Origin of the sequence: Sphingomonas pollutisoli, from assembly GCF_029167165.1 — a bacterium.
GTDB classification, from domain to species: Bacteria; Pseudomonadota; Alphaproteobacteria; order Sphingomonadales; family Sphingomonadaceae; genus Sphingomonas; species Sphingomonas pollutisoli.
In genome coordinates this window covers 466306-492758 of the sequence record NZ_JARFNJ010000001.1, presented here as the reverse complement: position 1 = coordinate 492758, position 26453 = coordinate 466306, and the positions used below count along the sequence as shown (strand labels likewise).

The following is a 26453-nucleotide window of genomic DNA, read 5'->3' as shown; positions in this document are numbered from 1 at the left end:
GGTCTCCTGCGGTTCTCGTCCCGCGCGAGCAACGGGGAGATGCCAGCTTGCGCTGGCATGACGGGAGTGGCGCGAACAGCCCGCGCGCTGGTAGCGCCGCCTCGCACCGCGTAGCGTAGGGGAGATGGCCGCTTTTCTCGCTTCCCTGCGCCGCCGGATTGGTGTGCGCACGATCGATGAGGCGGAATGCGTCGCCTCGGTGCTGCTGGCGATCCTCGCGGTGCACGCGATCGGCGCGACCAACGTCTCCTGGGCGGCGTTCGCCGGCTATATGGTGATGCGCGGCCATGTGCTCGAGACGGTCCAGCGTGGTCTGTTGCGCGTCGTCGGCACGCTCGCGGGCGGGCTGCTCGCCTTGACGGCGATCCCGCTGCTCGCGCCGCACTGGTGGCTCGCCGCGCTCGGCATCTTCGCGCTCGGCACGGTGACGCTGTACAAAGCGATCACCGCGAAACGCGCCTATGCCTGGCTTTTCGTCGGCCTCACGTTCGCGATGGTGCTGTACGACGCGCTTCATGATCCCGCGATCCCGCTGGTGCGCTTCGTTCAGACGCGCATCCTTGAAACGGTCGCGGGCACCGTGGCCTGCGTGGCGGTCAGCCTGCTTTCGGCGGTGACGCTGCGGCGGCTGTGGCCGGCCGAGCGCAACGCTGCGACCGGTATCGCCGGGTGGAGCTGGCCGGCGCTGCGCCACGCCGCGCAAGGCGGCCTCGCGCTCGCGCTGCTGGTGATCGTCTCGGCCTCGTTCGACGTGCCCGCGCTGTCGGCGGGCGCGATCACGGTGATGGCGGTGATGTTGGTGCCGGTGGCGGGGATCGGCACGAGTGGGTTCGCGCCGGTGAGTTGGCGGCTGTTCTACCGGCTGATCGGCGGGCTGGCGGGAGCGGCTTTCTCCGCGGGGTTCCTGTTCCTGGGCGCGGGTTCGGCGCCGCTGCTGATCCTGGGTACCGCGCTCGGCGTGGCGGCCGGGCGCCACATCGAGAACGGCGACCATGCCTACCGCTATGCCGGCACCCAGTTCACGCTCACGGTGCTGGTGACGCTCGTCCCCGACAGCTACGCCGGTGCGGTCATTACGCCGGGGCTGGAGCGGCTCGCGGGGACGCTGGTCGGCATGGCGATGGTCGAGCCGGTGCTGCTGCTCTGGCACCTGTTCGCGCCGCGCAGCGCGAAGATCCCCTCCGGACGCAGCGAACCCGGCGGCGTTTGATCCTCCCCGCAAGCGGGGAGGATCAGCTCGAATAGCCGTTCAGTTCGTCCCCGACGATCCGCACGACGTGCAGCACGTTGGTCGATCCCGGCGTGGCGAACGGCACGCCCGCCATGATGATGACCCGGTCGCCCGCCTTGGCGAGACCATGGCGAAGCGCCATCCGCTTCGACTTGGAGACCATCTCCTCGAACGAGGTCACGTCCTTGGTGAGGATCGGATAGGCGCCCCACAACAGTCCCGACCGCCGCGCCGTCTCGGGCTTGGGCGTCAGCACCATCAGCGGCACGCCCGGCCGTTCGCGCGCGATCCGGCGCGCGGTCGATCCCGAGGCGGTGAAGCAGATGATCGCCACCGCCGACACCGTCTCGGCGATGTTCTTCGCCGCCTCCGCCAGCGCGTCGGCGGTGGTCGGGTCGGGCCGGGTGACGGTGAAGTGGATGCGGTCGCCGTGCGTGGGATCGCGTTCGACCGAGGTGCCGATCGCGTCCATCATCGCGACCGATTCGATCGGCCACGCGCCCGACGCGCTCTCCGCCGACAGCATGATCGCGTCGGCGCCGTCGTAGATCGCGGTCGCCACGTCGGATACCTCGGCCCGCGTCGGCGAAGGCGAGGTAATCATCGATTCGAGCATCTGCGTCGCCACCACCACCGGGCGGCCGAGCCGGCGCGACACTTCGATGATGCGCTTCTGGAGCGGCGGCACCGTCTCGGGCGGCAACTCGACGCCGAGATCGCCGCGCGCGACCATCACGCCGTCGCACATCTCGACGATCTCCTCGAGCCGCTCGATCGCGCTCGGCTTCTCGATCTTGGCGAGCAGCGCGGCGCGGCCCTCGATCAGCTTGCGCGCCTCGGCGAGATCCTCGGGGCGCTGCACGAACGACAGCGCGATCCAGTCGACGCCCTGGTCGCACGCGAACGCGAGGTCGCTGCGGTCCTTCTCGGTCAGCGCCGCCATCGGCACGACCACGTCGGGGACGTTGAGGCCCTTGTTGTTCGACAGCCAGCCGCCGACCACCACTTCGGTGACGATTCGGTCGGCATCATGCTCGGTCACGCGCAGCACCAGCTTGCCGTCGTCGAGCAGCAGCCGCGCGCCCGGTTCGATCGCGGCGAAGATCTCGCGGTGCGGCAGTTCGGCGCGGGTGGCGTCGCCCGGCTCGGCCGAACGATCGAGAACGAAGGTCGCGCCCTTGACCAGTTCGACGCGGCCGTCGGCGAACTTGCCGACCCGCAGCTTCGGCCCCTGCAGATCGGCGAGGATCGTGGTCGGGCGGCGGTAGATCGTCTCCAGCTCGCGAATCGCCGCGATCACGCCGACCTTGGATTGCTGGTCGCCGTGGCTCATGTTGATACGGAAGGCGTCGGCGCCCGCTTCGTACAGAGCGGCGATCTGCTCCGGGCTACTGCTGGCCGGGCCGAGCGTGGCGAGGATGCGGACTTTGCGCGAACGCGGGCGGATGGTCTTCGTCATGGCTGTTCCCATCGGTTTGCGCGTGTCCCTCTAGCCGCTATCTACCGCCGATCAACCACGGAAAGACAGCAATGACGATGATCGAAGACCTTGACGACACGGTTGCGGCCGCCGCGTTCCGCCGGTTGGTCCACCATCTGCGCCACCGCAGCGACGCGCAGAACGTCGATCTGATGGGGCTGGCGGGCTTCTGCCGCAACTGCCTGGGCGACTGGGTTTCCGAGGCGAGCGGCGGCGAACTCGACAAGGAAGCCGGCCGCGCGCTGGTCTATGGCATGCCCTATGCGCAGTGGAAGGCGGAACACCAGACCGCCGCCACCCCCGAACAGATCGCGCGCATGCAGGAGAGCGTGGCGAAGAACGCCTGACGCGAGTCCGGGGGGTGACGCGCGCGCGCGGCTCGCCTAAAGGCGCTCGCTTTCAGCCATTCACACCTTCGGGGAACCATTCATGAGCGAGACCATCGCCGCCGACCAGCTTCGCCTTCTCATCGAGCGTATCGAGCGCCTTGAGGAAGAGAAGAAGGGCATCGCCGACGACATCAAGGACGTGTACGGCGAGGCCAAATCGACCGGCTTCGACGTGAAGACGATTCGCACCATCGTCCGCCTGCGCAAGATGGAGAAGCATCACCGCGACGAGGCGGAGATGCTGCTCGAGACGTACAAGCAGGCGCTTGGGCTGGCGTAATCGCCTTTTGACCACACCGTTCGTCCCGAGTAGCCGTCGAGCTTGTCGAGATGGCGTATCGAGGGACATATGCCCCGATACGGGTTCTCGATTGCACTCGAACCCTACTCGACACGAACGGAAAACACTGGACGCGACGCATGGCAGGCCATTCCAAATTCAAGAACATCATGCACCGCAAGGGTGCGCAGGATAAGAAGCGCTCGGGCATGTTCTCGAAGCTCAGCCGCGAAATCACCGTCGCGGCGAAGATGGGCCTGCCTGATCCCGACATGAACCCGCGCCTGCGCGCCGCCGTCAACGCGGCCAAGGCGCAGTCGATGCCCAAGGACAATATCCAGCGCGCGATCGACAAGGCGAGCCGGGGTGACGCCGAGAATTACGAGGAAATCCGCTATGAGGGCTTCGGCCCCGGCGGCGTCAGCCTCATCATCGAGGCGCTCAGCGACAACCGCAACCGCACCGCCACTAACGTGCGCGTCGCGGTGTCGCGTAACGGCGGCAACCTCGGCGCGTCGGGCTCGGTCAGCCACGCGTTCGACCGGGTCGGGCTGATCAGCTACCCGGCCGAGGTCGGCGATGCGGAGAAGGTGTTCGAAGCCGCACTCGAGGCGGGAGCCGAGGACGTCACCTCGTCCGAGGACGGTCACGAGATCTGGACCGCGCAGGGCGATCTGCACGAGGTCGTCAAGGCGATCACGCCCGTGCTCGGCGAACCCGAGGGCGCCAAGCTCGCCTGGAAGCCGCAGACGACGGTCGAGGTCGGCGAGGAAGACGCGGCCCTGCTGTTCAAGCTGATCGACACGCTCGACGACGACGACGACGTCCAGACCGTTTGGGGCAATTACGAAGTCTCCGACGCGGTGATGGAGAAGCTCGCGTGAACGCATTCCCCTCCCGCTTGCGGGAGGGGCTAGGGGAGGGCCTGTCCTCCTTCATGCGGCCGATGCGATACCGACGGGCCCTCCCCCGACCCCTCCCGCAAGCGGGAGGGGAGATTTGACGATCATCCTCGGCCTCGATCCGGGGCTCGCCACCACTGGATGGGGGCTGATCCGTGCCGAGGGCAACCGCCTGTCGCACCTCGCCAACGGACGCCTCAAGACCGACAGCGCGGCGCCGCTCGCGCGCCGGCTCACCCATCTTGACACGATGCTGTCGGCCCTCATGTTCGATCACGCGCCCGACGCGGCTGCCGTCGAGGAAGTGTTCGTCAACGCCAATCCGCAATCGACGCTCAAGCTCGGCCAGGCGCGCGGCGTGGTGATCTGCGCGGTCGCGCGCGGCGGCATCGACGTCGGCGAATATGCCGCACGGCTGGTCAAGAAGGCGGTGGTCGGCACCGGCGCGGCCGAAAAGACGCAGGTTCACGCGATGGTCGCGCGGCTGCTGCCCGGCGTGAAGATAGACGGCGCCGATGCCGCCGACGCGCTCGCGGTGGCGATCTGCCACGCGCATCACCTCGCCAGCGCGCGGTCTTTGGCGGGGCGTTGAGGCGCGCAGAGGAAAGATAATCCGTTCCCCCGCGAAAGCGGGGGGCCAGAGCCGCGAGCCATTCTGTGCGTGGCTCTGGACCCCGCTTTTCGCGGGGGAACAGGATACGGATAAAGCGTAAGCGTCTCTAGGCGCCCCCGCGCGAACCGATCTTTTCGCTTTCCTCGGTCGCGCCGTTCCGCATATGTACCCCAATGCAGCGGGCACCTCTGACATGATCGCGCACCTTAAAGGCCGGCTCGATTCGACCGGGCTCGACCACGCCGTCGTCGATGTCGGCGGGGTCGGCTATCTGGTCGGCGCCTCGACGCGCACGCTCTCCGCGATTGGACCGGTCGGTGAAGCGGTGATGCTCCACACCGAGATGCTGGTCGGCGAGGATTTCCTGCGACTCGTCGGCTTCGCGACCGCAGCCGAACGCGACGCGTTTCGCTTGCTCACCGGGGTGCAAGGCGTCGGCGCCCGCGTCGCGTTGGCGATCCTGTCGGCGCTCGATCCATCCGAACTCGCGCGCGCGATCGCCGCGCAGGACAAGGCGATGGTGGCGCGCGCCAATGGCGTCGGCCCCAAGCTCGCCGAGCGGATCGTGCGCGAATTGAAGGATCGGATCGGCGGCGTCGTGCTCGGCGGCGCGGCGGCGGTTGCGGCGCCGGTCGGTGCGGGGGCGGACGCGGTATCGGCGCTGCTCAACCTCGGCTTCCGTCCGGCCGAGGCTGCGAGCGCGGTCGCCGCTGCCGAGGAGGAGCTTGGCGCGGGCGCGACGCTGGACGCGCTCGTCCGGCTCGCGCTGCGCAAGGCCGCGAAATAGAAGCCGAGGCGATGGGCTCATAGCGTCGACCGCCCGCCGCGCACGGCGGGCGGTCTCGCGGATCAGCGTCCGCCGCCGGCCGTGGCGGTGCCCCAGCGCGTGTTCAGTTCTTCCATCGCGGTGCTGTAGCTCTCGCGGAAGCAGGGCGACTGGCGAACCGCGTACCGATATTCGGCAAGGCTGCGCTCATCCGAGCCGCAGGCGCTCTCGGCCGCGCGCGCGATGCGCTGCCGCAGCGCGGCATGTTCGGCCGGCGTCGCCGGCGGCGTAAGATTCGCCACGCGGATGCTGGTGATGACGTCGATCGGATCGGCGAGCGCCGGGGTCGCGACCGCCGCCGCGCCGAACAGCGCGCACGCGAAAACCGCACCCCGGCCGATCGCCGCAGTTCTGAAAGTTCCGGACATTGCATCATACTCCTGCGCGCCGCATGCTATGCCGGTGCCGTGCGGACGGGGGCGCTGCGCGGCAGCGTCCTCCTCATGGTCAGCCGCCGGCCCGCGACGCGAGGGTCCGCGGCTGCTCCATGAGACCGGGCGGTCGCATTACGCCTGTGTCACGAGAGCGACAAGGCCATTCGGCTCGGCTGTTTTGTCATAAAAATTAAAGCAAATCGCAAATAGTCGTTCTGGTAACGCAACATTTGTAATATAACCTTGTATAACAACGATATGTCGATTCTGATGAAACCGCTTTGTGCTGTCATCGGCCACCGGCGCTCGCGGCGCCGCGTGTGGCATGACGGCGTTGATCTTCGCGCTGTTTGTGTTCGGTGCGGCACGCCGCTCATTCGCAGCGTCGACAAGGGCTGGCGCCCCTTGTTGCCGAGCGACGAGCATCCCGACCGCATCACCCGCGATGCCTATCGCGAGCAGATGAAGCGCGAGACCGAATTGAACACGGCCACGCCCGACGATCCCGAGCAATGGGCGCGCCTGCTGATCTCGACATACGGCGATGCCGGACGGTCGCGCGCGGTCGATCCCGCCACGTTCTTCGACCGGCTGATCGCCGACCTCGACAAAGAGCCCACTTTCGTCGAAGCCGTCGCGACAGGGCGGCTCGATCTGCACGCGCGAACCGTGGTGGGTGCCGTCTGCGGTCGCCTGATCGGCGCGAAGCGCTCGCTTCCGTTGCCCTATGTCGATCCGCTGGCACGCTACGTACTCACCCGCGCGCAAGCGGCGCGAGCGGGCACGCAGGGCTGACGCCGGATATTGACCGCTCGACAGGGTCGGTGGTGAACAGGTAGGGAACGCGGGATGGATGATCCCGACCGCCTGCTCGCGCCCACGCGCCGCCCCGAGGATGTCGATGCCGCGCTGCGCCCCAAGTCGCTCGACGATTTCGTCGGGCAGAAGGCGGCACGCGAAAATCTGCGCGTCTTCATCGCGGCGGCGCGCGCGCGCGGCGACGCGCTCGATCATGTGCTGTTCTTCGGGCCGCCGGGGCTCGGCAAGACGACGCTCGCGCAGATCATCGCGCGCGAGATGGGGGTGGGGTTCCGCGCCACCTCCGGCCCGGTGATCGCCAAGTCGGGCGATCTCGCCGCTTTGCTCACCAATCTCGAAGATGGCGACGTGTTGTTCATCGACGAGATTCACCGCCTCCAGCCCGCCGTCGAGGAGGTGCTGTATCCGGCGATGGAGGATCGCGCGCTCGATCTGATGATCGGGGAAGGGCCATCCGCGCGGTCGGTGCGGATCGACCTTCCGCGCTTCACCCTGGTCGGCGCGACGACGCGGCAGGGGCTGCTCACCACGCCGCTGCGCGATCGCTTCGGCATCCCGGTGCGGCTGAGCTTCTATACCGTCGATGAACTGGAACGCGTCGTCACGCGTGCCGCCGCGTTGCTCGGCCTCGCCATCACGCCCGACGGCGCGCGCGAGGTCGCGCGGCGCTCGCGCGGCACCCCGCGCATCGCCGGGCGGTTGCTGCGCCGCGTGCGCGATTTCGCGCATGCCGCCGGGCGCGACAGCGTCGATGCGCGCGCCGCCGATAGCGCGCTCAACCGGCTCGAAGTCGATGCGCTCGGACTCGACGCGATGGACCGGCGCTATCTGATGATGATCGCCGATATCTATCGTGGCGGCCCGGTCGGGGTCGAGACGCTGGCGGCGGGCCTGAGCGAGCCGCGTGACACGATCGAGGAGGTGATCGAACCTTATTTGATCCAGCTTGGACTTGTCGCGCGCACCGCGCGCGGGCGGTGCCTCAACGCCGGCGGGTGGAAGCATCTCGGTCTCAACCCGCCGGCCGGCAACCAGGACGATCTGTTCGACGGATGATTCCCCCACATCCGCAATCATTTGTTGTGCGCCGCACGATGGATCGCCTTGCGGCATTCTGATAGCGGATCGTGCATGCTCACCGCCGTTGCCTCCGCGCGCGAAATCCTGGTCCGCCTCCATGATGTGATGGCGTCGCGCACGCCCGCACAGGCGAAGCTCAATTCGGTCGTCCAGATCGTCGGCGAGGCGATGGCGAGCGAGGTCTGTTCGATCTATCTGCTGCGCGACGGCCTGCTCGAATTGTTCGCCACGCGCGGGCTCGCGCAGGAGGCGGTGCATGTCACCAAGCTCGCACCGGGCGAGGGGCTGGTCGGCACGATCGCGAACAATGTCGAGACGCTCAATCTCGACGAGGCGGCGTCGCACCCCGACTTCGCCTATCGGCCGGAGACGGGCGAGGACAAATATCACAGCTTCGCGGGCGTGCCGATCATCCGGCGCGAGCGCGCGGTCGGCGTGCTGTGCGTCCAGCATGCCGATCCGCACCGCTACGACGATGTCGAGATCGAAGCGTTGCAGACGGTGGCGATGGTACTGTCCGAACTGATCGCCAATGCCGATCTGGTCGATGGCGCTGGCGCCGGCGCGGCGCGAATCCAGCCGACCGCGCCGATCCGTATCTCGGGCCTCAAGCTGGTCGATGGCATGGCGAGCGGCTTCGCGGTCTATCATCAGCCGCGCATCGTCGTCGAACACACCGTCGCCGAGGACGTCGAGGCCGAGCGCCACCGCGTCTATGCCGCCTTCGACAAGATGCGCGAGCAGATCGAGCGGATCGCGCGCGAGGCGGAGTTCGGCATCGGCGGCGAACATGAGGAAGTGCTCGAAACCTACAAGATGTTCGCCTACGACGAAGGCTGGGCGCGCCGCATCAACGAAGCCATCGACAGCGGCCTGACCGCCGAGGCCGCGATCGAGCGCGTCCAACAGCGCACCCGCATGCGCATGCGCCAGATCGACGATCCGTTGCTCGCGGACCGGATGCACGACCTTGAGGATCTTTCGAACCGCTTGCTCCGCATCGTCTCGGGTCAACTCGGCACCGCCGCGCAAATGGGCTTGCGCCAGGACACGATCCTGATCGCGCGCAATCTCGGCCCCGCCGAACTGCTCGAATATGACCGCCGCCGTCTGAAGGGCGTCGTGCTGGAGGAAGGCTCGCTCACCGCGCACGTCACCATCGTCGCCCGCGCCATGGGTGTGCCGGTGCTCGGCCGGGTCAAGGGCGTGCGGCGCCTGATCAGCGAAGGCGACGCCCTGCTCCTCGACGTGACCGCGGGGCATGTGTTCGCCCGGCCTTCAAGCTCGATGGAAGAGGCCTTCGAGGCCAAGCAGGAATTGCGGCAGAAGCGCCGCGCCGCGTTCGCCTCGCTGCGCAACGAACTGCCGATCACCAAGGACGGCCACCGCGTCACGGTCATGGTCAACGCGGGTCTGCGCGACGACGTCGCGGCGCTCGATCTGACCGGCGCCGACGGCATCGGGCTGTTCCGCACCGAGTTCCAGTTCCTCGTCTCCTCGACATTGCCCGCGCGCGAACGCCAGCAACGCCTCTACCGCGATGTGCTGGAGAGTGCCGGCGAGCGCGCGGTGATCTTCCGCACCGTCGATATCGGCGGCGACAAGGCGCTGCCGTATCTCAGCAAGGATGAGGACGAGGAAAACCCGGCGATGGGCTGGCGCGCGTTGCGGCTGGCGCTCGAACGGCCGGGGCTGATGAAGGCGCAGGCGCGCGCGCTGCTCGAGGCGGCGGGTGGCCGCACGCTCAACGTGATGTTCCCGATGGTGTCCGAGCCGTGGGAGTTCGATGAGGCGCGCGCCTTGTTCGAGGCGCAGCGCGCTTGGCTGGTGCGGCGCGGCAAGATGATGCCGCAGGCGATCCGCTATGGCGCGATGCTCGAAGTCCCCGCGCTCGCCGAGCAACTCGACCTGCTGCTGCCCAAGCTCGATTTTCTCTCGGTCGGCACCAATGATCTGACGCAATTCCTCTTCGCCGCCGATCGCGCCAATCCCAAGCTCGCCGAGCGCTACGATTGGCTCAGCGCGGCGATCCTTCGCTTCTTGCGGCGGCTCGTCGAACCGTGCCGCGCGGCGGGGGTGCAACTCGGCGTCTGCGGCGAAATGGGGGGGCGCACGCTTGAGGCGATGGCGCTGATCGGCCTCGGTATCGATCGCCTCTCGATCACGCCGGCGGCGGTAGGGCCGGTCAAGGCGATGGTGCGCTCGCTCGACCATGCCGCGCTGATCGCGAAGATGGACAGCCTGCTCGCCGCGCCGCCGCGTGACATGCGCGCCGCGCTCTCGGAGTGGGCGTCCGGGCAGGGCGTCGAACTGGCGTAACCTCGGCGATCAGCGCCCGGCGAGAACGCCCGCCACGGCGAGCATCACCTCGGCACGCCATTGCACGCCGATGTGGCTGCTGCGCACCTCGATCGCGCGGGTTTCCCCCGCGTGGCAGATCTCGCCGGCGACGAGGCCGTCGCTGCGGCTCCAGATCGCGGTTTCGGGGACCGGTAGTGGCGTCGCGGCGAGGGTCGCCTGCGCGCGGACGTGATCGTCATCGATGCGATCACCGGTGAAGAACTCGAACGAGCGCCACACGTTGGTCGCGCGTGCCGAGCCGGCGTAGGGGGAACTGATCGTGATGACCTCGCGCACCGAACCCGGCGCGCGGTGCGCCGCGATCCGGGCCATGATGCCGCCCAAGCTGATGCCGATCAGCGTGACCGGTTCGCCCGTTTGGCGGTGAAGCGCGGCGATGCGCTGCATCAGCACCTCGCCTTCGCGGCCGATCGCGCGGGTGCCGAGATTGCGGCCGAGCCCCCAGCCTTCGACGCGGTAGCCGAGCCGGCGCAGGAAGCGTTGCAGCAGCAGGTTCGAACGGTCGGTGTTGACGAGGCCGGGCAGAATCATCACCGGGCGGCCGTCACCCTTCGGCGCGCTCTTGAGCCGGGTGCGCGCACCGAGCAGTTCGGCTAGGCCCCACACTCCGCGCGGCAGTTCGGCGGCCCAGAGGAATTTCGAAGGGGGAAGCGCCGCTACGTCTTGAACCATTGCATCACCGTCACCGGAAACGGCGTCCACGCACCGATGCGGACGCCCGCATATCTCAACGCGTCGCCCGTCCATGTGTTGCATGTCCGCAGAGCGTCGTAGCGGCCGCGCGCGGCGTAGAAGGCGTCGTTGCGTCCGTAGCCGGTGCGGTGCCAGCCGCGCGGGGCGAAGCTTGCGCGGATGAAGGCGGCGAGGCGGCGATACTCTTCCGGGCGCAGCGTGACGACGCGGCTGTCGGCGTCGGGCGCAGGCCAGGGAAGGTGATCGACGTGCGCCACCGTGCGCTCCGAACCGATCGCCGCAGCGAGGACGGTGAGCGGCTTCACATCGGCCCAGCTCGGGGTTTCGAGGTAGAAGGCGCGCTCGCCCCAGCCGATTGCGATTGCCGGATACTCCGCGTAGCGCGGGTCGGCGAGATCCTCGGGGCGGAGAATGCCCCGCCAGTCCACGCCCGCAGCCACGACGGGCACGATGAAACCGGTGTGGACGCCGTTGCTCGACACCTGGATTCGTACCCCCGCCGCAGGCTCGCGCCAGCCCGCGTTGGTGGGGATCGCGCCGCCGATCAGCCCGGCGGCGGCATAGCCGAGCATGAGCAGCACCAACGCCGCGATGCCACTTCGTAGCAAATGCAACCAGAATCGCCGCACGCATGTTCCCCGCCACCTAAGCGCGTGATACGCTATCGTCGTGACCGACGAAATGCACCTCCAGCCCCCCGAGGGCGCCGCCGCCGACTGGACCGTTCCGCAGAACTGGGCGCATTACACGCCCGAAGACCATGCGGTGTGGGACACGCTGTTCGCGCGGCAGGCCAAGCTGCTGCCCGGCCGCGCGTCCGAGGCGTATCTGCGCGGACTCGACGTGCTGCGCCTCTCCAAGCCCGGCATCCCCGATTTCAAGGAACTGTCCGACCGGCTGATGAAGCTGACCGGCTGGCAGGTCGTCGCGGTGCCGGGGCTGGTGCCCGACGACGTGTTCTTCGAGCATATGGCCAACCGCCGCTTCGTCGCGGGCAATTTCATCCGCCGCCGCGATCAGCTCGATTACCTCCAGGAACCCGACGTCTTCCACGACGTGTTCGGGCATGTGCCGATGCTCGCCGATCCGCGGTTCGCCGAGTATTTGGTGGCGTACGGACAGGGGGGCTTGCGCGCCAATGGGATGGACGCGCTCAAATATCTCGCGCGGCTCTACTGGTACACGGTCGAGTTCGGGCTGGTCGCCGAGCCCGAGGGGTTGCGCATCTACGGCGCTGGCATCGTTTCGAGCTTCGCCGAGAGCCGCTTCGCGCTGGAGGATGCCAGCCCCAACCGGATCGGCTTTGATCTCGAGCGGGTGATGCGCAGCGCCTATCGGATCGACGACTTCCAGCAGACTTACTTCGTTATCCCGAGCTTCGACGAGCTGCTGCGCGTGACGGTCGAGACCGACTTCGCGCCGTTGTACGAGGCAATCCGCGGGCAAGCGGATATCGCGGTGGGCGAGATCGTGCCGGGCGATACCGTGCTGACGCTGGGGACGCAGGATTACGCGCGGGGTAAGGTGCCGGCCTGAAGGACCGGCGTGCCGCGTTGCGATTCTTGGGATGCAGGTATCCTGCAACCGCTGAATGTCGCGGATCGCCGCTGGCGCGACAATTACCCGTGGCATTCGGGCGCGGGTAGCTCGTCATCCGTGCCCAGGTGGGGGAGTGAACTCACGAGCGAACAAACCTCTCCGCTTATCTACCCGCTGGCAATGCCGTATCGCCACACCGCCTGCACCACCGCTGCATCACTTGGCGCCATGCCCCCCGTCATGACCCTCCGCCTCCCCTACGCGTTCGCAACACTCGCGTTCCTCACGATCGAGGCGGCCATCGTCCTCTTCGTACATGACCGCTTCGTCCGCCCGCATGTCGGCGATGCGCTCGCGGTGGTGCTGGTCTATCTCGCCCTTCGCACTGTCACTCGGCTGCCGCGTACCGGCGCGGTGCTCGCCGCGTTCGCAATCGCCTGTGCGGCCGAACTTGGGCAGGCATATGATCTGGTCGGGCGGCTTGGCCTTGCCCGAAGCACCGTCGCGCGCGTCGTGCTGGGGACCGGGTTCGATCCGTGGGACTTTCTCGCTTATCTGGCCGGCGCGGCGATCGCGTCTGCGGGCGATCCTCGCGCGTCAGCCCCTCACCAGCTTCCGAAACCGGGCGCATCGTTGGCGCCGCCCGGCCCCAGCCGGGTCACACGCGCGGCGCCGTAGCGGGTGCGTTTGCGCAAGGTGAGCGTCGGCCAGTCGCCGATCGCCTTGGCCGAGACGGGCATCAGCCCCTGGCGGCGATAGGCTTGGGTCACCGGCTTGGCCTGCCAGTCGAGCAGCCCGGCAAGCACCAGCGTCCCGCCCTCGGCGAGCGCCATCGCGATCGTGGGGGCAAGGCCGATCAGCGGGCCGGCGAGGATGTTGGCGACGATCAGGTCGTAGGGCGCACGGTCGATCAGCAGCGGATGCTCGAGCCCCGGTGCCGCCGCCAGCGCGAGCGCGCCCGGTCCCTCGCCGAGCGCGATGCCGTTCACCGCGGCATTTTCCTCGGTGATCGCGATCGCCGCCGCATCGATGTCCGAAGCGGTGGCATAGGCACGCGGCCATAGATGCAGCGCGGCGAAGGCGAGCAGCCCGGTGCCGGTGCCGAGATCGAGGATGTTGCGAAAACGCTTCCCCTGCACCTTCATCGCGTCGAGCGCGAGTAGGCAGCCGGTGGTGGTCTGGTGGTGGCCGGTGCCGAACGCGCGGCTCGCCTCGATGTGGAAGGCGTGCGCGCCGGGTGGCACGTCGCCCTTATTGGCGCTGGTGTGGACGTAGAAGCGCGCGGCGTGAACCGGCTCGATCCCCGCCTGGCTGAGCGTGATCCAGTCCTCGTCGGGGACGCGTTCGGTCTCGGCCGTCACATCGGCGGAACTCGGCGCGAGCGCGCGCACCGCCGCGACGACCGCTGCATCGGGCTTGCCGCTGAAATAGGCATCGAGCCGCCAACTCAGCGGATCGTCTTCGATCTCCTCGCTGGTGATGATGACGGGGGAGGGATCGAACCCCTCCAGCCCTTCTCCCATGTCGATCGCCTCGGCCTCCGCGCGGGTGCAGGGGAGGGTGAGCTTCCAGCTTTCGGTGGGATCAGCGGACATAGCTCGCCCCGTTGACGTCGATCACTGCGCCGGTCATCGACGGCGGCGCTTCGAGGGCGAGGAATTTGACCGTGGTGGCGACCTCGGCGGGGTCGGCGACGCGGCCGAGCGGGATGTCGGCGAGGAGTTTGTCGCCGCCACGGCTGGCGAGATAGTCCTCGGCCATGCCGGTCATCGTGAAGCCGGGGCAGACCGCGAAGGCGAGGATGTCCTCGCGCGCATAGCCGCGTGCGATCGTCTTGGTCATCGCGACCATCCCCGCCTTGGAGGCCGCGTAATGCCAGTGCGCGGGGCTGTCGCCGCGATAGGCGGCACGGCTCGCGACGTTGACGATCCGGCCGCCCACGCCGCGCGCCTGCCAATGCAGCACCGCGAGGCGGCACAGTTCGGCGGAGGCGGTGAGGTTGATGCGGAGCGTACGCTCCCACCCAGAGACCCAGTCGTCGCCTTCCAGCGGATTGGCCTCGAACACGCCGGCATTGTTGACGAGCACGTCGATCCGGCCATCGAACCGGTCGAGCGCGGCCTGCCAGAGTGCCTGCGGCGCGGCGGGATCGGCGAAGTCTGCGGCGATGGTGTTCGCGTCGGCGCTGCGGGTCGCCTGGCCGATCAGCGCGACGCCGGGCAGGTCGAGCACGGTGACGATCGCGGCGCCGATCCCGCGCGACGATCCGGTGAGGAGGATGTTGGTCATGCGGCCTCCTAGAGCAACGCCCGGCTCAGGGGAACCTCGTCGGAACGCGCGGAAGCGCGCCGGCCCCGCTACGCGCGCGAGCGCGTCAAACAAGCCCTCAAACCACGTCGAGCACCAGCCCGAGATCGCGCGCCTCCTCCGCCTCGATATACCAGTTGGCGGGCGCCTTTTCGCGCAGCGTGTCGAAATCGACGCTGCTGCCGCGCACGAGATCGCGGAAGCCTTCCTCTTCGATCAGGATCGAATGTTCGATCTCGTGGAGCGCGGCCTTGATCGAGGCGACGCACATCCTGAGCGGGCCGTTGATGTTGAGCTGCTTCTGGATCAGCCGCTCGTGGATCATCAGCCGCGTGTGGCGGGTGAGGAAGCGGCGCTCGACCGGGAAGGCCGACATGAAGGTCGCGCCGGCCGAATAGACCGCGACCTTGCCGAGAAACAGAATCTCGCGCCCGTCCTGCTCGGTGAGCAGCCGAATATCGTCGGCCATCGTGCGCGCGACCTCGGGATCGCCGCCGAGCGTGGTCATCGCGATGACGATCGTCCCCTCGCTCGGACAGGCGTCCAGCATCTGGCGGAAGGTCGCATACATGACCTGATCGACCGTGCCGGACAGGCGGATGTGCGGGCGGGCGAGCAAAGGATAGCGGGTGATGGACATGCGCGCGCAAACCGCCGAGGCGCGCGAGAGTTCCCGACCCGTGCGCGCGTTCAGGCGGGTTTGCGCGCGAACAGGCTGGTGGCGGGGCGACCGACCGGGGCGCTCGCCGGCCTGGGCAGGCGGCGTTCGAGCGGGCCGAGCCAGCGCGGCGCGCGCGCGCCGATCGCGAGCCTGGGGTTGGAGGCGCGCAGCTTGCCTTGCGCCTCCCACCGCGCGATCAGCGTCGTCGCATCCTTCGCGGCGGCGGCGAAGGGCTGGTTCTTGCGAAGCGCGTGGTTGATGAGCGCGTCGCCGAAGAAGGTCCAGTCGCTGTCCGCCTCGCAGCCGAACGAGGAGCGGTCCGCGCTCGCGGCGGTCATCACCACGCCGTCGGCCGTGGCGAGTGCGGGGACGAATACGCCGGAATAGCAGGCGCTGACGATCACCAGCCGGCGCTTCAACCCGAGCGTGGCGAGCATCGCTGCCAGCCGCGCGGGCGCGACCGCGCCGACCCCGGCGTCGCCGTCCTGATAGACGATGCCATAGGGCGCGCCGTGGCTGGTGGTGTAGAGCACCAGCACGTCCTCGCTCTTGTCGATGGTCTCGGCGATATGGGCGAGCGCCGCCGCGATATTGTCGGGCGAGCCGCGCGCGAGCGTGTCCGCGCCGCGCCCGTCGGGACCGGCGAGGACGATCGTGCGCCCGGCGGCATCGTAGCGCCGGGCGAGCACGCGCGCGGCCTCGCGCGCCTCGCGCCCGAAGACGGGATCGCTATCGAGCCCCGCCACCAGCACATAGGCGTCGACCACGCCCGTGCGCTGCGGCTGCAGCGCGGTCAGCGCACGGTCGAGCCGGCGATGCTCGGCGAGCTGCCAACCAGGTTCGCGGCCATGTTCGAGCTGGAAGCCCTCCGCCGCATAGTCGGCGAAGGCGTCGTCCTCCTCCTGCGCGGCCGCCGGGGGGCGCGGCTTGGCGGGCCGTGGCGGCTGCGCCGAGGCGGCGACCGAGAGCAGCAGGGCCGAGAGCAGCAACGCGCGGAACGGACGCAGGGGCATTCGGGAAATCCCATCGGGTGTGCGTGATCGTCGCGCGCGGCGCGCGCGCCGTCAATGCGATCGCGCTTGAAACATGGCGGCCCGGCGCTCTACGCCGTTACATTCGAAACAAAAAGGGTTGCTTCATCTATGCGCGCCAAGCTCTTCCTGCTCGCTGCCACCGCCCTCGCGCTCAGCCCCGCCGCCGCGCAGGTCGGCGATAAGAGCCCGCCGGCCCCTGGCGGCGACATTCCGGCCAAGTTCACCCAGCCCGAGGCGGCGCGCGATTACGTCAAGCGCGAGGTGATGATCCCGATGCGCGACGGCACCAAGCTCTATACCGTCATCGTCTATGCCAAGGGCCTCACCAACGCGCCGATCGTGCTGACCCGCACCCCGTACAACGCCAAGGGCCGCGCCAACCGGATGGACAGCCCGAGCGAACTCTCGACGCTGCCGCTCGCCGACGAGATGTTCGTCAAGGCGGGCTATATCCGCGTCTATCAGGACATCCGTGGTAAATACGGGTCGGAAGGCCAGTATGTCGTGACGCGGCCGGTGATCGGCGCGCTCAACCCGACCAAGGTCGATCACACCACCGACGCCTATGACACGATCGACTGGCTGGTGAACAAGGCGAACCTGCCCCAATCGAACGGCAAGGTCGGCATGATCGGCTCGTCCTACGAGGGCTTCACCGTGGTGATGGCGCTGCTCCACCCGCACCCTGCGCTCAAGGTCGCCGCGCCGCAGAGCCCGATGATCGACGGCTGGATGGGCGACGACTGGTTCCATTACGGTGCGTTCCGGCTCGCCAACATCGGCTGGATCGGCTCGCAGACCGGCTACAAGGGTGAGGGCAAGGTGCCGCGTTCCGGCGGCTACGACGATTACGAGAATTTCCGCAATGTCTCAGCGGGCGATTGGGCGAAGATGTCGGGGTACGACCAGTTGCCGGCGTGGCAACGGATGGTCGCGCATCCCGCCTATGACGCCTTCTGGCAGGGCCAGGCGCTCGACGCATTGCTCGCGCAGAGCCCGTCGGACGTGCCGACGCTGTGGGAGCAGGGCCTGTGGGATCAGGAGGATATGTGGGGTGCGATCCACAGCTACGAATCGCTCGTCAAGGCCGGCAAGGGCGCCAGCAATTACATCGTGATGGGGCCGTGGCGGCACAGCCAGATCAACCGCGAGGGGCGCAGCCTCGGCGCTTTCCAGTGGAATGGCGACACCGCGCAGCAGTACCGCGAGGACATGGTGCTGCCGTTCTTCAACCAGTATCTGAAGGACGGACCCGCGGTGACGCTGCCGCCGGCGGCAATCTACAACACGGCTGAGAACCATTGGGACCGTTTCTCGCGCTGGCCGCTATCCTGCGACAAGGATTGCGCGACCCCGCTCACACCGCTGTATCTGCAGACCGGTAAGCGGCTGGGCTTCGAAAAGGCCGCGAGCGGCGGCGATTCCTATGTGTCGGACCCGGCCAATCCGGTGCCGCACCTGCCGCGCCCGGTCAACTTCAAGGACGGGCGCTGGGGCGACTGGCTGGTCTCCGACCAGCGCTCGGTCGATGGGCGCACCGACGTGATGACCTATACGACGCCCGCGCTGACGCAGACGGTGCGCGTGTCGGGCGTGCCGTGGGCGGACATCTTCGCCAAGACGACCGGCACCGACGGCGATTTCGTGGTGAAGATCATCGACGTGTTCCCCGACGAGAATGCGAGCGATCCCAAGATGGGCGGCTATCAACTGCCGATCAGCCTCGACATCTTCCGCGGCCGCTACCGCGACAGCTTCGCCAAGCCCACCGCGATTCCGGCGGGCAAGGTGCAGGAATACAAGTTCCGCCTGCCGGCCGTGAACCATGAGTTCCTGCCCGGCCACAAGATCATGGTGCAGGTCCAATCGTCTCTGTTCCCGCTCTACGATCGCAACCCGCAGACGTTCGTACCCAACATCTTCCTTGCCGAGCCAGGCGACTACCGCGCCGCGACCGTGACGATCGAGCACGGCGCGACCGGTGCGAGTTCGGTGCTGCTCCCGGTGGTGCCGATCGATCCGTCGGCGGCGATGGCCAAATAAGTTATAACCTTGTGGCAACACTCCCGCTGCGCTATCTAGGCGCCGGGAGATGCCATGCGCGCATTGCTGAGAAAGATCGGAAATTCGACCGGACTGATCGTACCGCGCGCTTTGCTCGCCGAGATCGGCGTCGCGAACGGTGCGGAGATGGACTTGCGCGTCGAGAACGGCAGGTTGATCGCAACCCCGGTCGTAACCGCTAAGCGGGCTGGCTGGGCGGAAGGCGCGGCCAGCATCGCCAACGAGAATCATGGCGATTGGCATGGCTTCGGCAATGAGGGCGACGCCGACCTGACATGGTGAGTTCGGCGGTGAAACGGGGCGAGGTCTGGCTGGCGGCGCTCGATCCCACCGTCGGCAGCGAGATCCAGAAGACGCGACCGTGCCTGATCGTCTCGCCCGACGAGATGAACGCGCATCTTCGCACTGCGACAGTGGTGCCGATGACGACGGGTAGCCGGGTCGCCCCCTTCCGTGTCGCAGTGCGTTTCAAAGGAAAGGATGGGCTGTTGCTGCCCGACCAAATGCTTACGCCTGATAAAGCGCGACTGGTAAAGCGGCTCGGGCAGATCGACGCGCCAACACTTGCTGCGGTGCTGACGATTCTGCGCGAAATGTTCGAGGTTTGATTGGGCGGATCGCGTGGACGCCAGCCGCTTCATTCTCGATTTTCGGCCACCGCCCGTTTGCCCTTGGTGCGGCTGGTAAGATGGAACTGAAAACACCGGTCGCAGCGATAGCAGCGTAGCGCGATGGTGGCGCGCACTGCGACCTGCAGCGCTTCGCGTTCCGAGCCGAAGCGCGTCTTCTTCCGACAGACGCTGAGCCGCGTTCGCACCATGCGTGATCAGGCGGCGGGCGGGTTGAGCAGCACCCAGAGCCGTGCGATGCGGCCGTCCACAAACTCCGCGACATCCGCGCCCGTCACCGCGATCGGGCCGTCCTTCGGGCCGGCGTGCCAGCGCAGCGTGCCGAGGCCGTGATGCCCGACCGCCGGGGCATCCGGCGTGAAGACGAAGTCCGGCCCGAACCGCTCGAGCAGCGCGCCCGCCACGGCGGAGATCGCGGCGCGGCCTTCGACGATCGCGTCGGGTTCGTACATCACCGGCTCTTCGACGAACAGCTCGGCCAGCGCCGCCGCGCGCGCTTCACCGTCGCGCTCGTTGAACACGCGTTCGAGGTTGGCGCGGAGCAGGTGATCGTAATCGGGTTCGGCGGCGTTCGGCATCATCGGTCTCCCTTAGGGCGGTGCGATCAGCGGCTGCGCGCGCGACCGGCCATGACGGCTTCCACGAACGCTTCGAAATCGGCGCTGCTCGGCATCATCGAGCGCATGACCGAATGTTTGCCCGCGCGGTGGCGGATGATGAGAAATTTGTGCGAATGAACCTGTTGGATGCGCAGATCGGTGATGCTCGCGAACGGGATCGTCACGGTGTCGCTCGACCAGCGGCCCGCTGGTAGGGTGACGCCGGTGCGATCGACCATCACCTCGCGCGGCTCGCGCAGCGAGGTAACGACACCGAACAGGCCGGCGGCGACGAAGCCGATGCTGAGCGCGCACAGTACCCAGTAGACGATCGACGCTTGGCCCGCGTTGAGCGACACGATCCCGTCGATGAGCAGCCCGCGATCATTGTCGCGCGCCGTATAGCCCAACACCACCGCACAAACGGCGAAAAATAGCCCCGCCAGCGCCATCACCCAGGTCTTGGGGCGATAGGGATAGCGGAGCGTTTCCACCGCCTGCCGCCTTAGTACACGCGCTTCTTCGGCTTGATATACTCGGCGTCGTCGGTCAGCGTGTAATCGTGGACCGGGCGGTAATCGAGCGTGACGTTGCCGCCCGAGCCGCCCCAGCCGTCGAACCAACTGATCGTGTGCTTCATCCAGTTGGCATCGTCGCGCTCGGGGAAATCCTCGTGCGCGTGCGCGCCGCGCGATTCCTTGCGGGCTTCGGCGCTGGTGATCGTGGCGACCGCCTGGCTCATCAGGTTGTCGAGTTCGAGCGTCTCGACCAGATCGGTGTTCCAGATCAGCGAGCGGTCGGTGACGCGGACGTCCTGAAGGCGCTTGTTGACCTGCTGCATCTTGGCGACGCCTTCGCTGAGCAGCGCGCTGTCACGGAACACCGCAGCGTGCTTCTGCATGGTGCGCTGCATGTCGAGCCGGATTTCCGCCGTCGTCGAGCCGCCGTTGGCGTTGCGATAGCGATCGATCCGCGCGAGCGCGAGGTCGGCCGAATCCTTCGGCAGCGGCGCCTGCGTGGCGTTGGGCTTGAGCGTCTCCTTGAGGTGCAGCCCGGTCGCGCGGCCGAACACGACGAGATCGATCAGCGAGTTTGACCCGAGCCGATTGGCGCCGTGGACCGAGACGCACGCCGCCTCGCCGACCGCGAACAGGCCGGGCACCGCCACCTCGGGATCGTCGCCGACCTTGGTGACGACCTGACCGTGATAGTTACACGGGATACCGCCCATGTTGTAATGCACCGTCGGCGTGACGGGGAGCGGCTGGCGCGCGAGATCGACGCCGGCGAAGATCTTCCCGCTCTCGGTGATACCGGGGAGCCGCTCGGCCAGCACCTTGGGATCGATATGATCGAGGTGCAGGAAGATATGGTCCTTATGCTCGCCGACGCCGCGGCCTTCGCGCATCTCCAGCGCCATCGAGCGCGAGACGACGTCGCGCGAGGCGAGATCCTTGGCGGAGGGGGCGTAGCGTTCCATGAAACGCTCGCCCTCGGAGTTGGTGAGATAGCCGCCTTCGCCGCGCGCGCCCTCGGTGATGAGCACGCCCGCGCCGTAGATGCCGGTCGGGTGGAACTGGACGAACTCGAGGTCCTGCAAGGGCAGGCCGGCGCGCAGCACCATGCCGCCGCCGTCGCCGGTGCAAGTGTGCGCGGAGGTGGCGGAGAAATAGCAGCGGCCATAGCCGCCGGTCGCGAGCACCACCGCCTGAGCGCGGAAGCGGTGGATCGCGCCGGTTTCCATGCAGAGCGCGATCACGCCGCGGCAGACCGGCACGCCGTCGGCACCTTTCTCCATGATGAGATCGAGCGCGAAATATTCGATGTAGAAATCGGCGTCGTACTTGAGGCTCTGCTGGTAGAGCGCGTGGAGCATCGCGTGGCCGGTACGGTCGGCGGCGGCGCAGGTGCGCTGCACGGGCGGGCCTTCGCCCATGTTCTGCATGTGTCCGCCGAACGGGCGTTGGTAGATCGTGCCGTCCTCGTTGCGGCTGAACGGCACGCCGGCATGTTCGAGCTCATAAACGGCGGCGGGCGCCTCGCGGACCATGTACTCGATCGCGTCCTGGTCGCCGAGCCAGTCGGAGCCCTTGACGGTATCGTACATATGCCACGTCCAATGGTCGGGCGTGTTGTTGCCCAGGCTCGCGGCGATGCCACCCTGCGCGGCGACCGTATGGCTGCGCGTCGGGAACACCTTGGTGATGCAGGCGGTGCGGAGGCCCGCTTCGGCGCTGCCCATCGTCGCGCGCAGGCCCGAACCGCCCGCGCCGACCACGACGGTGTCGTAGGTGTGGTCGATGATCTTATAGGCGTCAGACATCAGGCGGGCACTCCGGCGGCGGCGGTGAACGCCACTTTGAGGATCGAGAAGATCGCGATCGCGGACGTCGCGACCACGAAGAAGTTGAGCGCGAACATCAGCGCGACGCGAGTCTCGGCGTGGACGTAATCCTCGATCACGACCTGGAGCCCCAGCCGGAAATGCCAGAACACCGAGACGATCAGCAGGATCATCGGCACCGCGACCCAGGCCGAGGCGAGCCACGGGCGGACGGTCGCATAATCATAGCCCGGCAGCCGCGCGACCGCGATGACGAACCACAGCATCAGGAACAGGTTCGAGGCCGCCGTGATCCGGTGCGTCAGCCAGTGGTGCGCGCCCGCCTTGGCGCTGCCGAGACCGCGGACGCGGCCGAGTTCCGTACCGCCACGCATCATTTCGCTCCCAACAAAAAGGCCCAGAACGCGATCGTCGCGAGCACCGAGAAGATGAACGTCGCGTTGGCGGCGCGCTTGGCGCTGTTCAGTTCATAGCCCGCGCCGGTATCGAGGATGAAGTGGCGGATGCCGCTCGCCATGTGCTGGAAGAACGACAGGGTCAGCCCGATCCCGAAGATGTAGCCGAGCACGCCCTTGCCGAATTCGGCGAAGACCATGTGGAACACCGCATAGCTCTGCGGGCCGCCGGCGATCGCCGCGAGCCACCACACGAGCAGCAGGGTGCCGACCGTCGCCATGCCGCTGCCGGTCACGCGGTGGAGAATCGAGACCGTCATGTGCGGCCCCCACCTCCAGATGCTGAGGTGCGGGCTTAACGGGCGGGCGGCGGGGCGTTGGCTGGCCAAGGGCGGATCCTCTTCGGGCTATGCGCGCCGTATTAGTCGGCACACGCCCCGATGCAAGCGCTGCGACGCAATATGGTGAGCTGGCATGGCCAGCACTGGAACCGAGGCCTCGGTCGTGCCCGTGGCGCGCGTCTGCACCGGCTCTGCATGCGCGGAGGACGGGAAGCCCTTTGGACGGGGCGCCAGACGCACCGTAGCGCGGGCTCTCCCCTGTCAGGAGATCTGTCATGCACGATGATGCCCAGCCGGCACGCACGCCGGCGAACACGCTGTTGCTCGCGATGCTGATCGCGGCGATGCTCGCGGTGCCACTCTTCGCCGTGTATCTGCTCGTCTACGACCGCCAGGCGCAGTCCCGCACCGCGCGCGATTCGATCGCCGAGGGGTGGGGCGGCGCGCAGGTGATCGCCGGCCCGGTGCTCGCCATCCCCTATGTCGCGCAGACGCAGGAGACGGTGAACGAAGGCGGCAAGCGCGTGACGAGGACCGCCAGTGTCCGGCGCACATTGTTGCTGGCGCCGGCGGCCGAGGCGATCGACTCGACGCTCGTCCCGCAGGTGCGGCGACGTTCGATCTACGAGATGGTGGTGTACGAGGCGCGCAATCGCGGCAGCGCGCGCTTCAGCCTGCCCGCCGATCTTGGCCGCTACGGCGTGGCGCGGGCGGCGCTTGCGCTCGACCATGCCGAACTGCGTTTCGGTGTGCGCGATTCGGGCGGGCTGGTCGGTGTGCCGCCCACCGTTACGGTCGAGGGGCAGCGGTTGACTCTGGAGCCGGGCAAGGGGCCGCGCGAAACCGGTGGTTCGGGCTTTTTCGCCGCGGTCGACGCGAGCGCGCTCGGTACGCAAGCGCTGCGCGTCGCGTATGCCTATCAGGTGCGCGGCAATGGCGGCATCGCGCTCGCCCCGCAGGGCGGCGATACCGCCTGGAAGGTCCGCTCGTCGTGGCCCAGCCCCAGTTTCCAGGGTGATTTGTTGCCGGGCGAGTCGCGCGTGTCCGCCAAGGGCTTCGCCGCGACCTGGCGGGTCGGCAACCTCGCGCTCGGACGGGCATCGGTGGCGACCGACGCCGATCAGGCCGGGGATGCGGCGCCGGTGATGCAGGCGCGAGTCGATCTGGTCACGCCGGTCAACGTGTACGATCAGGTCAACCGCGCGGTGAAATACGGCTTTCTGTTCATCGGCTTCACCTTCACGGCCTTCCTGATGTTCGATCTGATCGGTGGCGCGCGCGTGTCGCCGATCGAGCTTGGCCTGATCGGTGCGGGTCTCGTGCTGTTTTTCGTGATGCTGCTGGCATTCGCCGAGGTGACCGGCTTCGCCGTCGCCTATGTCGTCGCGGCGACGGCGATCATCGGGCTGCTGGCCACCTATTCCGCCGCCGTGCTGGGAAGCCGGACGCGCGCCGGGTTCATCGCCGCCTTGCTCGCCGCCCTGTACGGCGTGCTCTATGTGTTGATCGGCCTCGAAGCCTATGCGCTGCTGATTGGATCGCTGCTGCTGTTCGCCGGGCTCGCCAGCGTGATGTATCTCACGCGGGCGATAGATTGGGGTCCGAGCGCCTGAGCGCAGTGGGGCATGCCCGCACGGCATGCCCCCGGTTTCGTCAGGCCGAGACGCCGCCGTCGACGTCAAGCGTCGCGCCGGTGATGAACGATGCCTCGTCGCTGGCGAGGAAGGCGGTGACCGACGCGATCTCCTCGGCGCGACCATAGCGGCCGAGTGGGATCATCTGGGTGAACTGCGCGGCCATCGCGCCATCGGCGGGGTTCATGTCGGTATCGACCGGGCCGGGCTGGACCACGTTGACGAGAATCCGCCGGCTGGCGAGGTCGCGCGCCCAGCCGCGCGCCAGCCCCGCGACCGCCGCCTTGGACGCGCCATAGGGCGCCAGACCGGGTGCGATCGCATGATGCGCGTTGATGCTGCCGATGATGATGATCCGCCCGCCATCGCTGATGCGCGGCACGGCGGCGGCGGTGCCGGCCTGCACGCCGCTGACATTGACCGCGAAGATGCGATCGAACGCGGCGTTGTCGGCTTGATCGACCGGCGCCATCTCGAACACGCCGGCATTGTGGACGAGGATGTCGAGCCCGCCGAGCGCGTCGATTGCCTGCCCGATCGCGGCCGCCTGCGCGGCGGCATCGCCCGCGTTCGCCTGGATGGCATGGCCGCGCCGCCCGGCGGCGGTGATCGCGGCGACGGTGACGTTCGCCGCTTCCTGGTTGCCGCCATAGGTGATCGCGACGTCGGCGCCTTCCGCGGCGAGGCGCTTGGCGATGGCGGCGCCGATGCCGCGCGAGCCGCCGGTGACGATCGCCTTCTTGCCTTCGAATCTGGTGCTCATGAGAACCTCCCTGTGCGGACCCTCCGGATGGCGGGTCTTTTCCGTGCTGCGGCGAAAGATGGCAGGGCGCGGCTGCGGATCAAGCCGCATCTTGGCGGCCCCCACACGGTCGTTTATGGAAAGAGCAAGCAATTTCATGCGTTTGCTATTTCGATCAAGATTATCTACCAATCGGTATAATATTTTACGTCTCGCGTTGCGTCGGCGTAGCGGGGCGCGACGGAATGTTTGCGAGGCGGCGCTTGCTTGTGTAACGGCATTGCAAGACCAGCGCGTCGTCGCTCACCAGCCACGGGACACCGATCACAATGGCCGAATTCTTCCTTCCCGCGAACAGCAAGCCCAAGGCGACCGGCAAGGTCCACAAGGCGTCGGCGGAGGCGAAGCGCGTCAAGACCTTCAAGATCTACCGCTACGATCCCGACACCGGCGAGAACCCGCGCTACGACACGTTCGAGATCGATCTCGACACCTGCGGCCCGATGGTGCTCGACGCGCTGATCAAGATGAAGTCCGAACAGGATTCGTCGTTGACCTTCCGCCGCTCGTGCCGCGAGGGCATCTGCGGATCGTGCGCGATGAACCTCGACGGCAAGAACGGCCTCGCCTGCACCACCGCGATCGAGGACATCAAGGGCGACATCCGCATCACGCCGCTGCCGCACATGGACGTCATCAAGGATCTCGTTCCCGATTTCACCCATTTCTACGCGCAATATTCGTCGATCAAGCCTTGGCTGCAGACCGTCACGCCCAATCCCGGCAAGGAGCGGCTGCAGAGCCCCGAGGACCGCGAGAAGCTCGACGGGCTCTACGAATGCATCCTGTGCGCGTGCTGCTCGACCTCATGCCCGAGCTATTGGTGGAATTCGGACAAGTTCCTCGGCCCGGCGATCCTGTTGCAGGCCTATCGCTGGCTCGCCGACAGCCGCGACGAGATGACCGGCGAACGGCTCGACCAGCTCGAAGATCCGTTCCGCCTGTATCGCTGCCACACGATCATGAACTGCGCGAACGTCTGCCCCAAGGGGCTGAACCCGGCCAAGGCGATCGCCGAGATCAAGAAGATGGAAGCCGAGCGCATCCTGTAAGGCG

The 26453-nt window shown here is 67.6% G+C and carries 31 protein-coding genes; 17 read left to right on the top strand and 14 right to left on the bottom strand.

All coding sequences use genetic code 11. The annotated features are described in order from the left end of the window. The first annotated feature begins 163 nt into the window (after positions 1-163). Positions 164-1210, top strand: coding sequence for an FUSC family protein (locus PX554_RS02335; RefSeq protein WP_275498612.1), 1047 nt, complete (start codon positions 164-166; stop codon positions 1208-1210). A gap of 22 nt (positions 1211-1232) precedes the next feature. Here the strand turns inward: PX554_RS02335 and pyk are convergent, their stop codons facing one another. After that, entirely contained in the window at positions 1233-2690 is a 1458-nt protein-coding gene (gene pyk, locus PX554_RS02330) for a pyruvate kinase (RefSeq protein ID WP_275498611.1), read from the bottom strand. Between the two features lie 71 nt (positions 2691-2761). Between pyk and PX554_RS02325 the strand changes: the two genes are divergently transcribed. The 5 genes from PX554_RS02325 (at position 2762) to ruvA (ending at position 5682) form a co-directional block, all read left to right on the top strand. Then, on the top strand, positions 2762-3058 hold the full coding sequence (locus PX554_RS02325) for a DUF1244 domain-containing protein (RefSeq protein ID WP_275498609.1): 297 nt from the start codon (positions 2762-2764) through the stop codon (positions 3056-3058). Between the two features lie 82 nt (positions 3059-3140). Continuing rightward, the gene (locus PX554_RS02320) at positions 3141-3380 is read left to right on the top strand and encodes a DUF2312 domain-containing protein (protein ID WP_010160912.1); all 240 of its coding nucleotides are present in this window, start codon (positions 3141-3143) and stop codon (positions 3378-3380) included. 140 nt (positions 3381-3520) lie between these two features. Beyond that, positions 3521-4264 carry a YebC/PmpR family DNA-binding transcriptional regulator gene (locus PX554_RS02315; RefSeq protein WP_093223644.1) on the top strand — a complete coding sequence of 248 codons (744 nt, stop codon included), beginning with the start codon at positions 3521-3523 and terminating at the stop codon, positions 4262-4264. A gap of 115 nt (positions 4265-4379) precedes the next feature. Next, positions 4380-4874, top strand: coding sequence for a crossover junction endodeoxyribonuclease RuvC (ruvC, locus tag PX554_RS02310; protein ID WP_256326179.1), 495 nt, complete (start codon positions 4380-4382; stop codon positions 4872-4874). 214 nt (positions 4875-5088) lie between these two features. Continuing rightward, on the top strand, positions 5089-5682 hold the full coding sequence (gene ruvA / locus PX554_RS02305; RefSeq protein WP_275498601.1) for a Holliday junction branch migration protein RuvA: 594 nt from the start codon (positions 5089-5091) through the stop codon (positions 5680-5682). A gap of 62 nt (positions 5683-5744) precedes the next feature. Here the strand turns inward: ruvA and PX554_RS02300 are convergent, their stop codons facing one another. Beyond that, complete coding sequence (locus PX554_RS02300) at positions 5745-6089, bottom strand: UrcA family protein (protein WP_275498599.1); 345 nt, start codon at positions 6087-6089, stop codon at positions 5745-5747. Between the two features lie 414 nt (positions 6090-6503). Here PX554_RS02300 and PX554_RS02295 point away from each other — a divergent pair, with 414 nt between their 5' ends. From PX554_RS02295 to ptsP, 3 genes are all read left to right on the top strand, one after another. Further along, positions 6504-6890: a hypothetical protein gene (locus tag PX554_RS02295; protein WP_275498597.1), complete on the top strand. Its 387-nt coding sequence runs from the start codon at positions 6504-6506 to the stop codon at positions 6888-6890. Between the two features lie 54 nt (positions 6891-6944). After that, the gene (ruvB, locus tag PX554_RS02290) at positions 6945-7970 is read left to right on the top strand and encodes a Holliday junction branch migration DNA helicase RuvB (RefSeq protein ID WP_093223651.1); all 1026 of its coding nucleotides are present in this window, start codon (positions 6945-6947) and stop codon (positions 7968-7970) included. Positions 7971-8045: 75 nt separating this feature from the next. Continuing rightward, positions 8046-10313 carry a phosphoenolpyruvate--protein phosphotransferase gene (gene ptsP, locus PX554_RS02285; protein ID WP_275498594.1) on the top strand — a complete coding sequence of 756 codons (2268 nt, stop codon included), beginning with the start codon at positions 8046-8048 and terminating at the stop codon, positions 10311-10313. A gap of 9 nt (positions 10314-10322) precedes the next feature. Here the strand turns inward: ptsP and PX554_RS02280 are convergent, their stop codons facing one another. Then, the gene (locus tag PX554_RS02280; RefSeq protein ID WP_275498592.1) at positions 10323-11027 is read right to left on the bottom strand and encodes an esterase/lipase family protein; all 705 of its coding nucleotides are present in this window, start codon (positions 11025-11027) and stop codon (positions 10323-10325) included. Then, positions 11012-11620, bottom strand: coding sequence for a TIGR02117 family protein (locus PX554_RS02275; RefSeq protein WP_275498956.1), 609 nt, complete (start codon positions 11618-11620; stop codon positions 11012-11014). The genes PX554_RS02280 and PX554_RS02275 overlap by 16 nt, the downstream gene beginning before the upstream one ends. 109 nt (positions 11621-11729) lie before the next feature. On the opposite strand from PX554_RS02275, the gene phhA reads away from it, so the two are divergent. Then, entirely contained in the window at positions 11730-12584 is an 855-nt protein-coding gene (gene phhA, locus PX554_RS02270) for a phenylalanine 4-monooxygenase (RefSeq protein WP_093223791.1), read from the top strand. A gap of 243 nt (positions 12585-12827) precedes the next feature. Further along, on the top strand, positions 12828-13265 hold the full coding sequence (locus PX554_RS02265) for a ribosomal maturation YjgA family protein (RefSeq protein ID WP_093223655.1): 438 nt from the start codon (positions 12828-12830) through the stop codon (positions 13263-13265). On the opposite strand, the gene PX554_RS02260 is transcribed toward PX554_RS02265, so the two are convergent. The 4 genes from PX554_RS02260 to PX554_RS02245 form a co-directional block, all read right to left on the bottom strand. Next, on the bottom strand, positions 13193-14182 hold the full coding sequence (locus PX554_RS02260; RefSeq protein WP_275498586.1) for a 50S ribosomal protein L11 methyltransferase: 990 nt from the start codon (positions 14180-14182) through the stop codon (positions 13193-13195). The two genes, PX554_RS02265 and PX554_RS02260, sit on opposite strands and share 73 nt — an antisense overlap. After that, positions 14172-14876, bottom strand: coding sequence for an SDR family NAD(P)-dependent oxidoreductase (locus PX554_RS02255; protein ID WP_275498584.1), 705 nt, complete (start codon positions 14874-14876; stop codon positions 14172-14174). The genes PX554_RS02260 and PX554_RS02255 overlap by 11 nt, the downstream gene beginning before the upstream one ends. 97 nt (positions 14877-14973) lie before the next feature. Further along, positions 14974-15534, bottom strand: coding sequence for an ATP-dependent Clp protease proteolytic subunit (locus PX554_RS02250; protein WP_093223660.1), 561 nt, complete (start codon positions 15532-15534; stop codon positions 14974-14976). A gap of 50 nt (positions 15535-15584) precedes the next feature. Beyond that, positions 15585-16568 (bottom strand): C13 family peptidase, encoded by a 984-nt coding sequence (locus tag PX554_RS02245; RefSeq protein ID WP_093223661.1) that lies wholly within the window; start codon positions 16566-16568, stop codon positions 15585-15587. A gap of 129 nt (positions 16569-16697) precedes the next feature. Here PX554_RS02245 and PX554_RS02240 point away from each other — a divergent pair, with 129 nt between their 5' ends. Genes PX554_RS02240 through PX554_RS02230 form a run of 3 tightly spaced genes read left to right on the top strand, consistent with a single transcriptional unit; the run spans position 16698 to position 19261 of the window. Beyond that, on the top strand, positions 16698-18632 hold the full coding sequence (locus PX554_RS02240; protein WP_093223663.1) for a CocE/NonD family hydrolase: 1935 nt from the start codon (positions 16698-16700) through the stop codon (positions 18630-18632). 54 nt (positions 18633-18686) lie between these two features. After that, positions 18687-18935: an AbrB/MazE/SpoVT family DNA-binding domain-containing protein gene (locus PX554_RS02235; protein WP_093223664.1), complete on the top strand. Its 249-nt coding sequence runs from the start codon at positions 18687-18689 to the stop codon at positions 18933-18935. Further along, positions 18929-19261 carry a type II toxin-antitoxin system PemK/MazF family toxin gene (locus PX554_RS02230; protein WP_093223666.1) on the top strand — a complete coding sequence of 111 codons (333 nt, stop codon included), beginning with the start codon at positions 18929-18931 and terminating at the stop codon, positions 19259-19261. Before PX554_RS02235 ends, PX554_RS02230 begins: the two co-directional genes overlap by 7 nt. Positions 19262-19479: 218 nt before the next feature. Here the strand turns inward: PX554_RS02230 and PX554_RS02220 are convergent, their stop codons facing one another. The 5 genes from PX554_RS02220 to sdhC are packed head-to-tail and all read right to left on the bottom strand — an operon-like array spanning position 19480 to position 23009. Next, positions 19480-19860, bottom strand: a complete 381-nt coding sequence (locus tag PX554_RS02220) for a nuclear transport factor 2 family protein (RefSeq protein ID WP_093223793.1) — start codon at positions 19858-19860, stop codon at positions 19480-19482. A 26-nt stretch (positions 19861-19886) separates the two neighbouring features. Continuing rightward, positions 19887-20375 (bottom strand): hypothetical protein, encoded by a 489-nt coding sequence (locus PX554_RS02215; RefSeq protein WP_275498577.1) that lies wholly within the window; start codon positions 20373-20375, stop codon positions 19887-19889. An 11-nt stretch (positions 20376-20386) separates the two neighbouring features. Continuing rightward, positions 20387-22204 carry a succinate dehydrogenase flavoprotein subunit gene (gene sdhA, locus PX554_RS02210; RefSeq protein WP_275498575.1) on the bottom strand — a complete coding sequence of 606 codons (1818 nt, stop codon included), beginning with the start codon at positions 22202-22204 and terminating at the stop codon, positions 20387-20389. Continuing rightward, positions 22204-22599, bottom strand: a complete 396-nt coding sequence (gene sdhD / locus PX554_RS02205) for a succinate dehydrogenase, hydrophobic membrane anchor protein (protein ID WP_093223794.1) — start codon at positions 22597-22599, stop codon at positions 22204-22206. Before sdhD ends, sdhA begins: the two co-directional genes overlap by 1 nt. Beyond that, positions 22599-23009: a succinate dehydrogenase, cytochrome b556 subunit gene (sdhC, locus tag PX554_RS02200; protein WP_093223672.1), complete on the bottom strand. Its 411-nt coding sequence runs from the start codon at positions 23007-23009 to the stop codon at positions 22599-22601. Before sdhC ends, sdhD begins: the two co-directional genes overlap by 1 nt. Positions 23010-23236: 227 nt before the next feature. Between sdhC and creD the strand changes: the two genes are divergently transcribed. After that, positions 23237-24574: a cell envelope integrity protein CreD gene (creD, locus tag PX554_RS02195; protein WP_275498570.1), complete on the top strand. Its 1338-nt coding sequence runs from the start codon at positions 23237-23239 to the stop codon at positions 24572-24574. A 40-nt stretch (positions 24575-24614) separates the two neighbouring features. On the opposite strand, the gene PX554_RS02190 is transcribed toward creD, so the two are convergent. After that, on the bottom strand, positions 24615-25358 hold the full coding sequence (locus PX554_RS02190; protein ID WP_093223675.1) for an SDR family NAD(P)-dependent oxidoreductase: 744 nt from the start codon (positions 25356-25358) through the stop codon (positions 24615-24617). A 27-nt stretch (positions 25359-25385) separates the two neighbouring features. Between PX554_RS02190 and PX554_RS02185 the strand changes: the two genes are divergently transcribed. Beyond that, on the top strand, positions 25386-25538 hold the full coding sequence (locus PX554_RS02185; RefSeq protein ID WP_176787122.1) for a hypothetical protein: 153 nt from the start codon (positions 25386-25388) through the stop codon (positions 25536-25538). Positions 25539-25666: 128 nt separating this feature from the next. Continuing rightward, entirely contained in the window at positions 25667-26449 is a 783-nt protein-coding gene (locus PX554_RS02180) for a succinate dehydrogenase iron-sulfur subunit (protein WP_093223676.1), read from the top strand. Positions 26450-26453 lie beyond the last annotated feature (4 nt).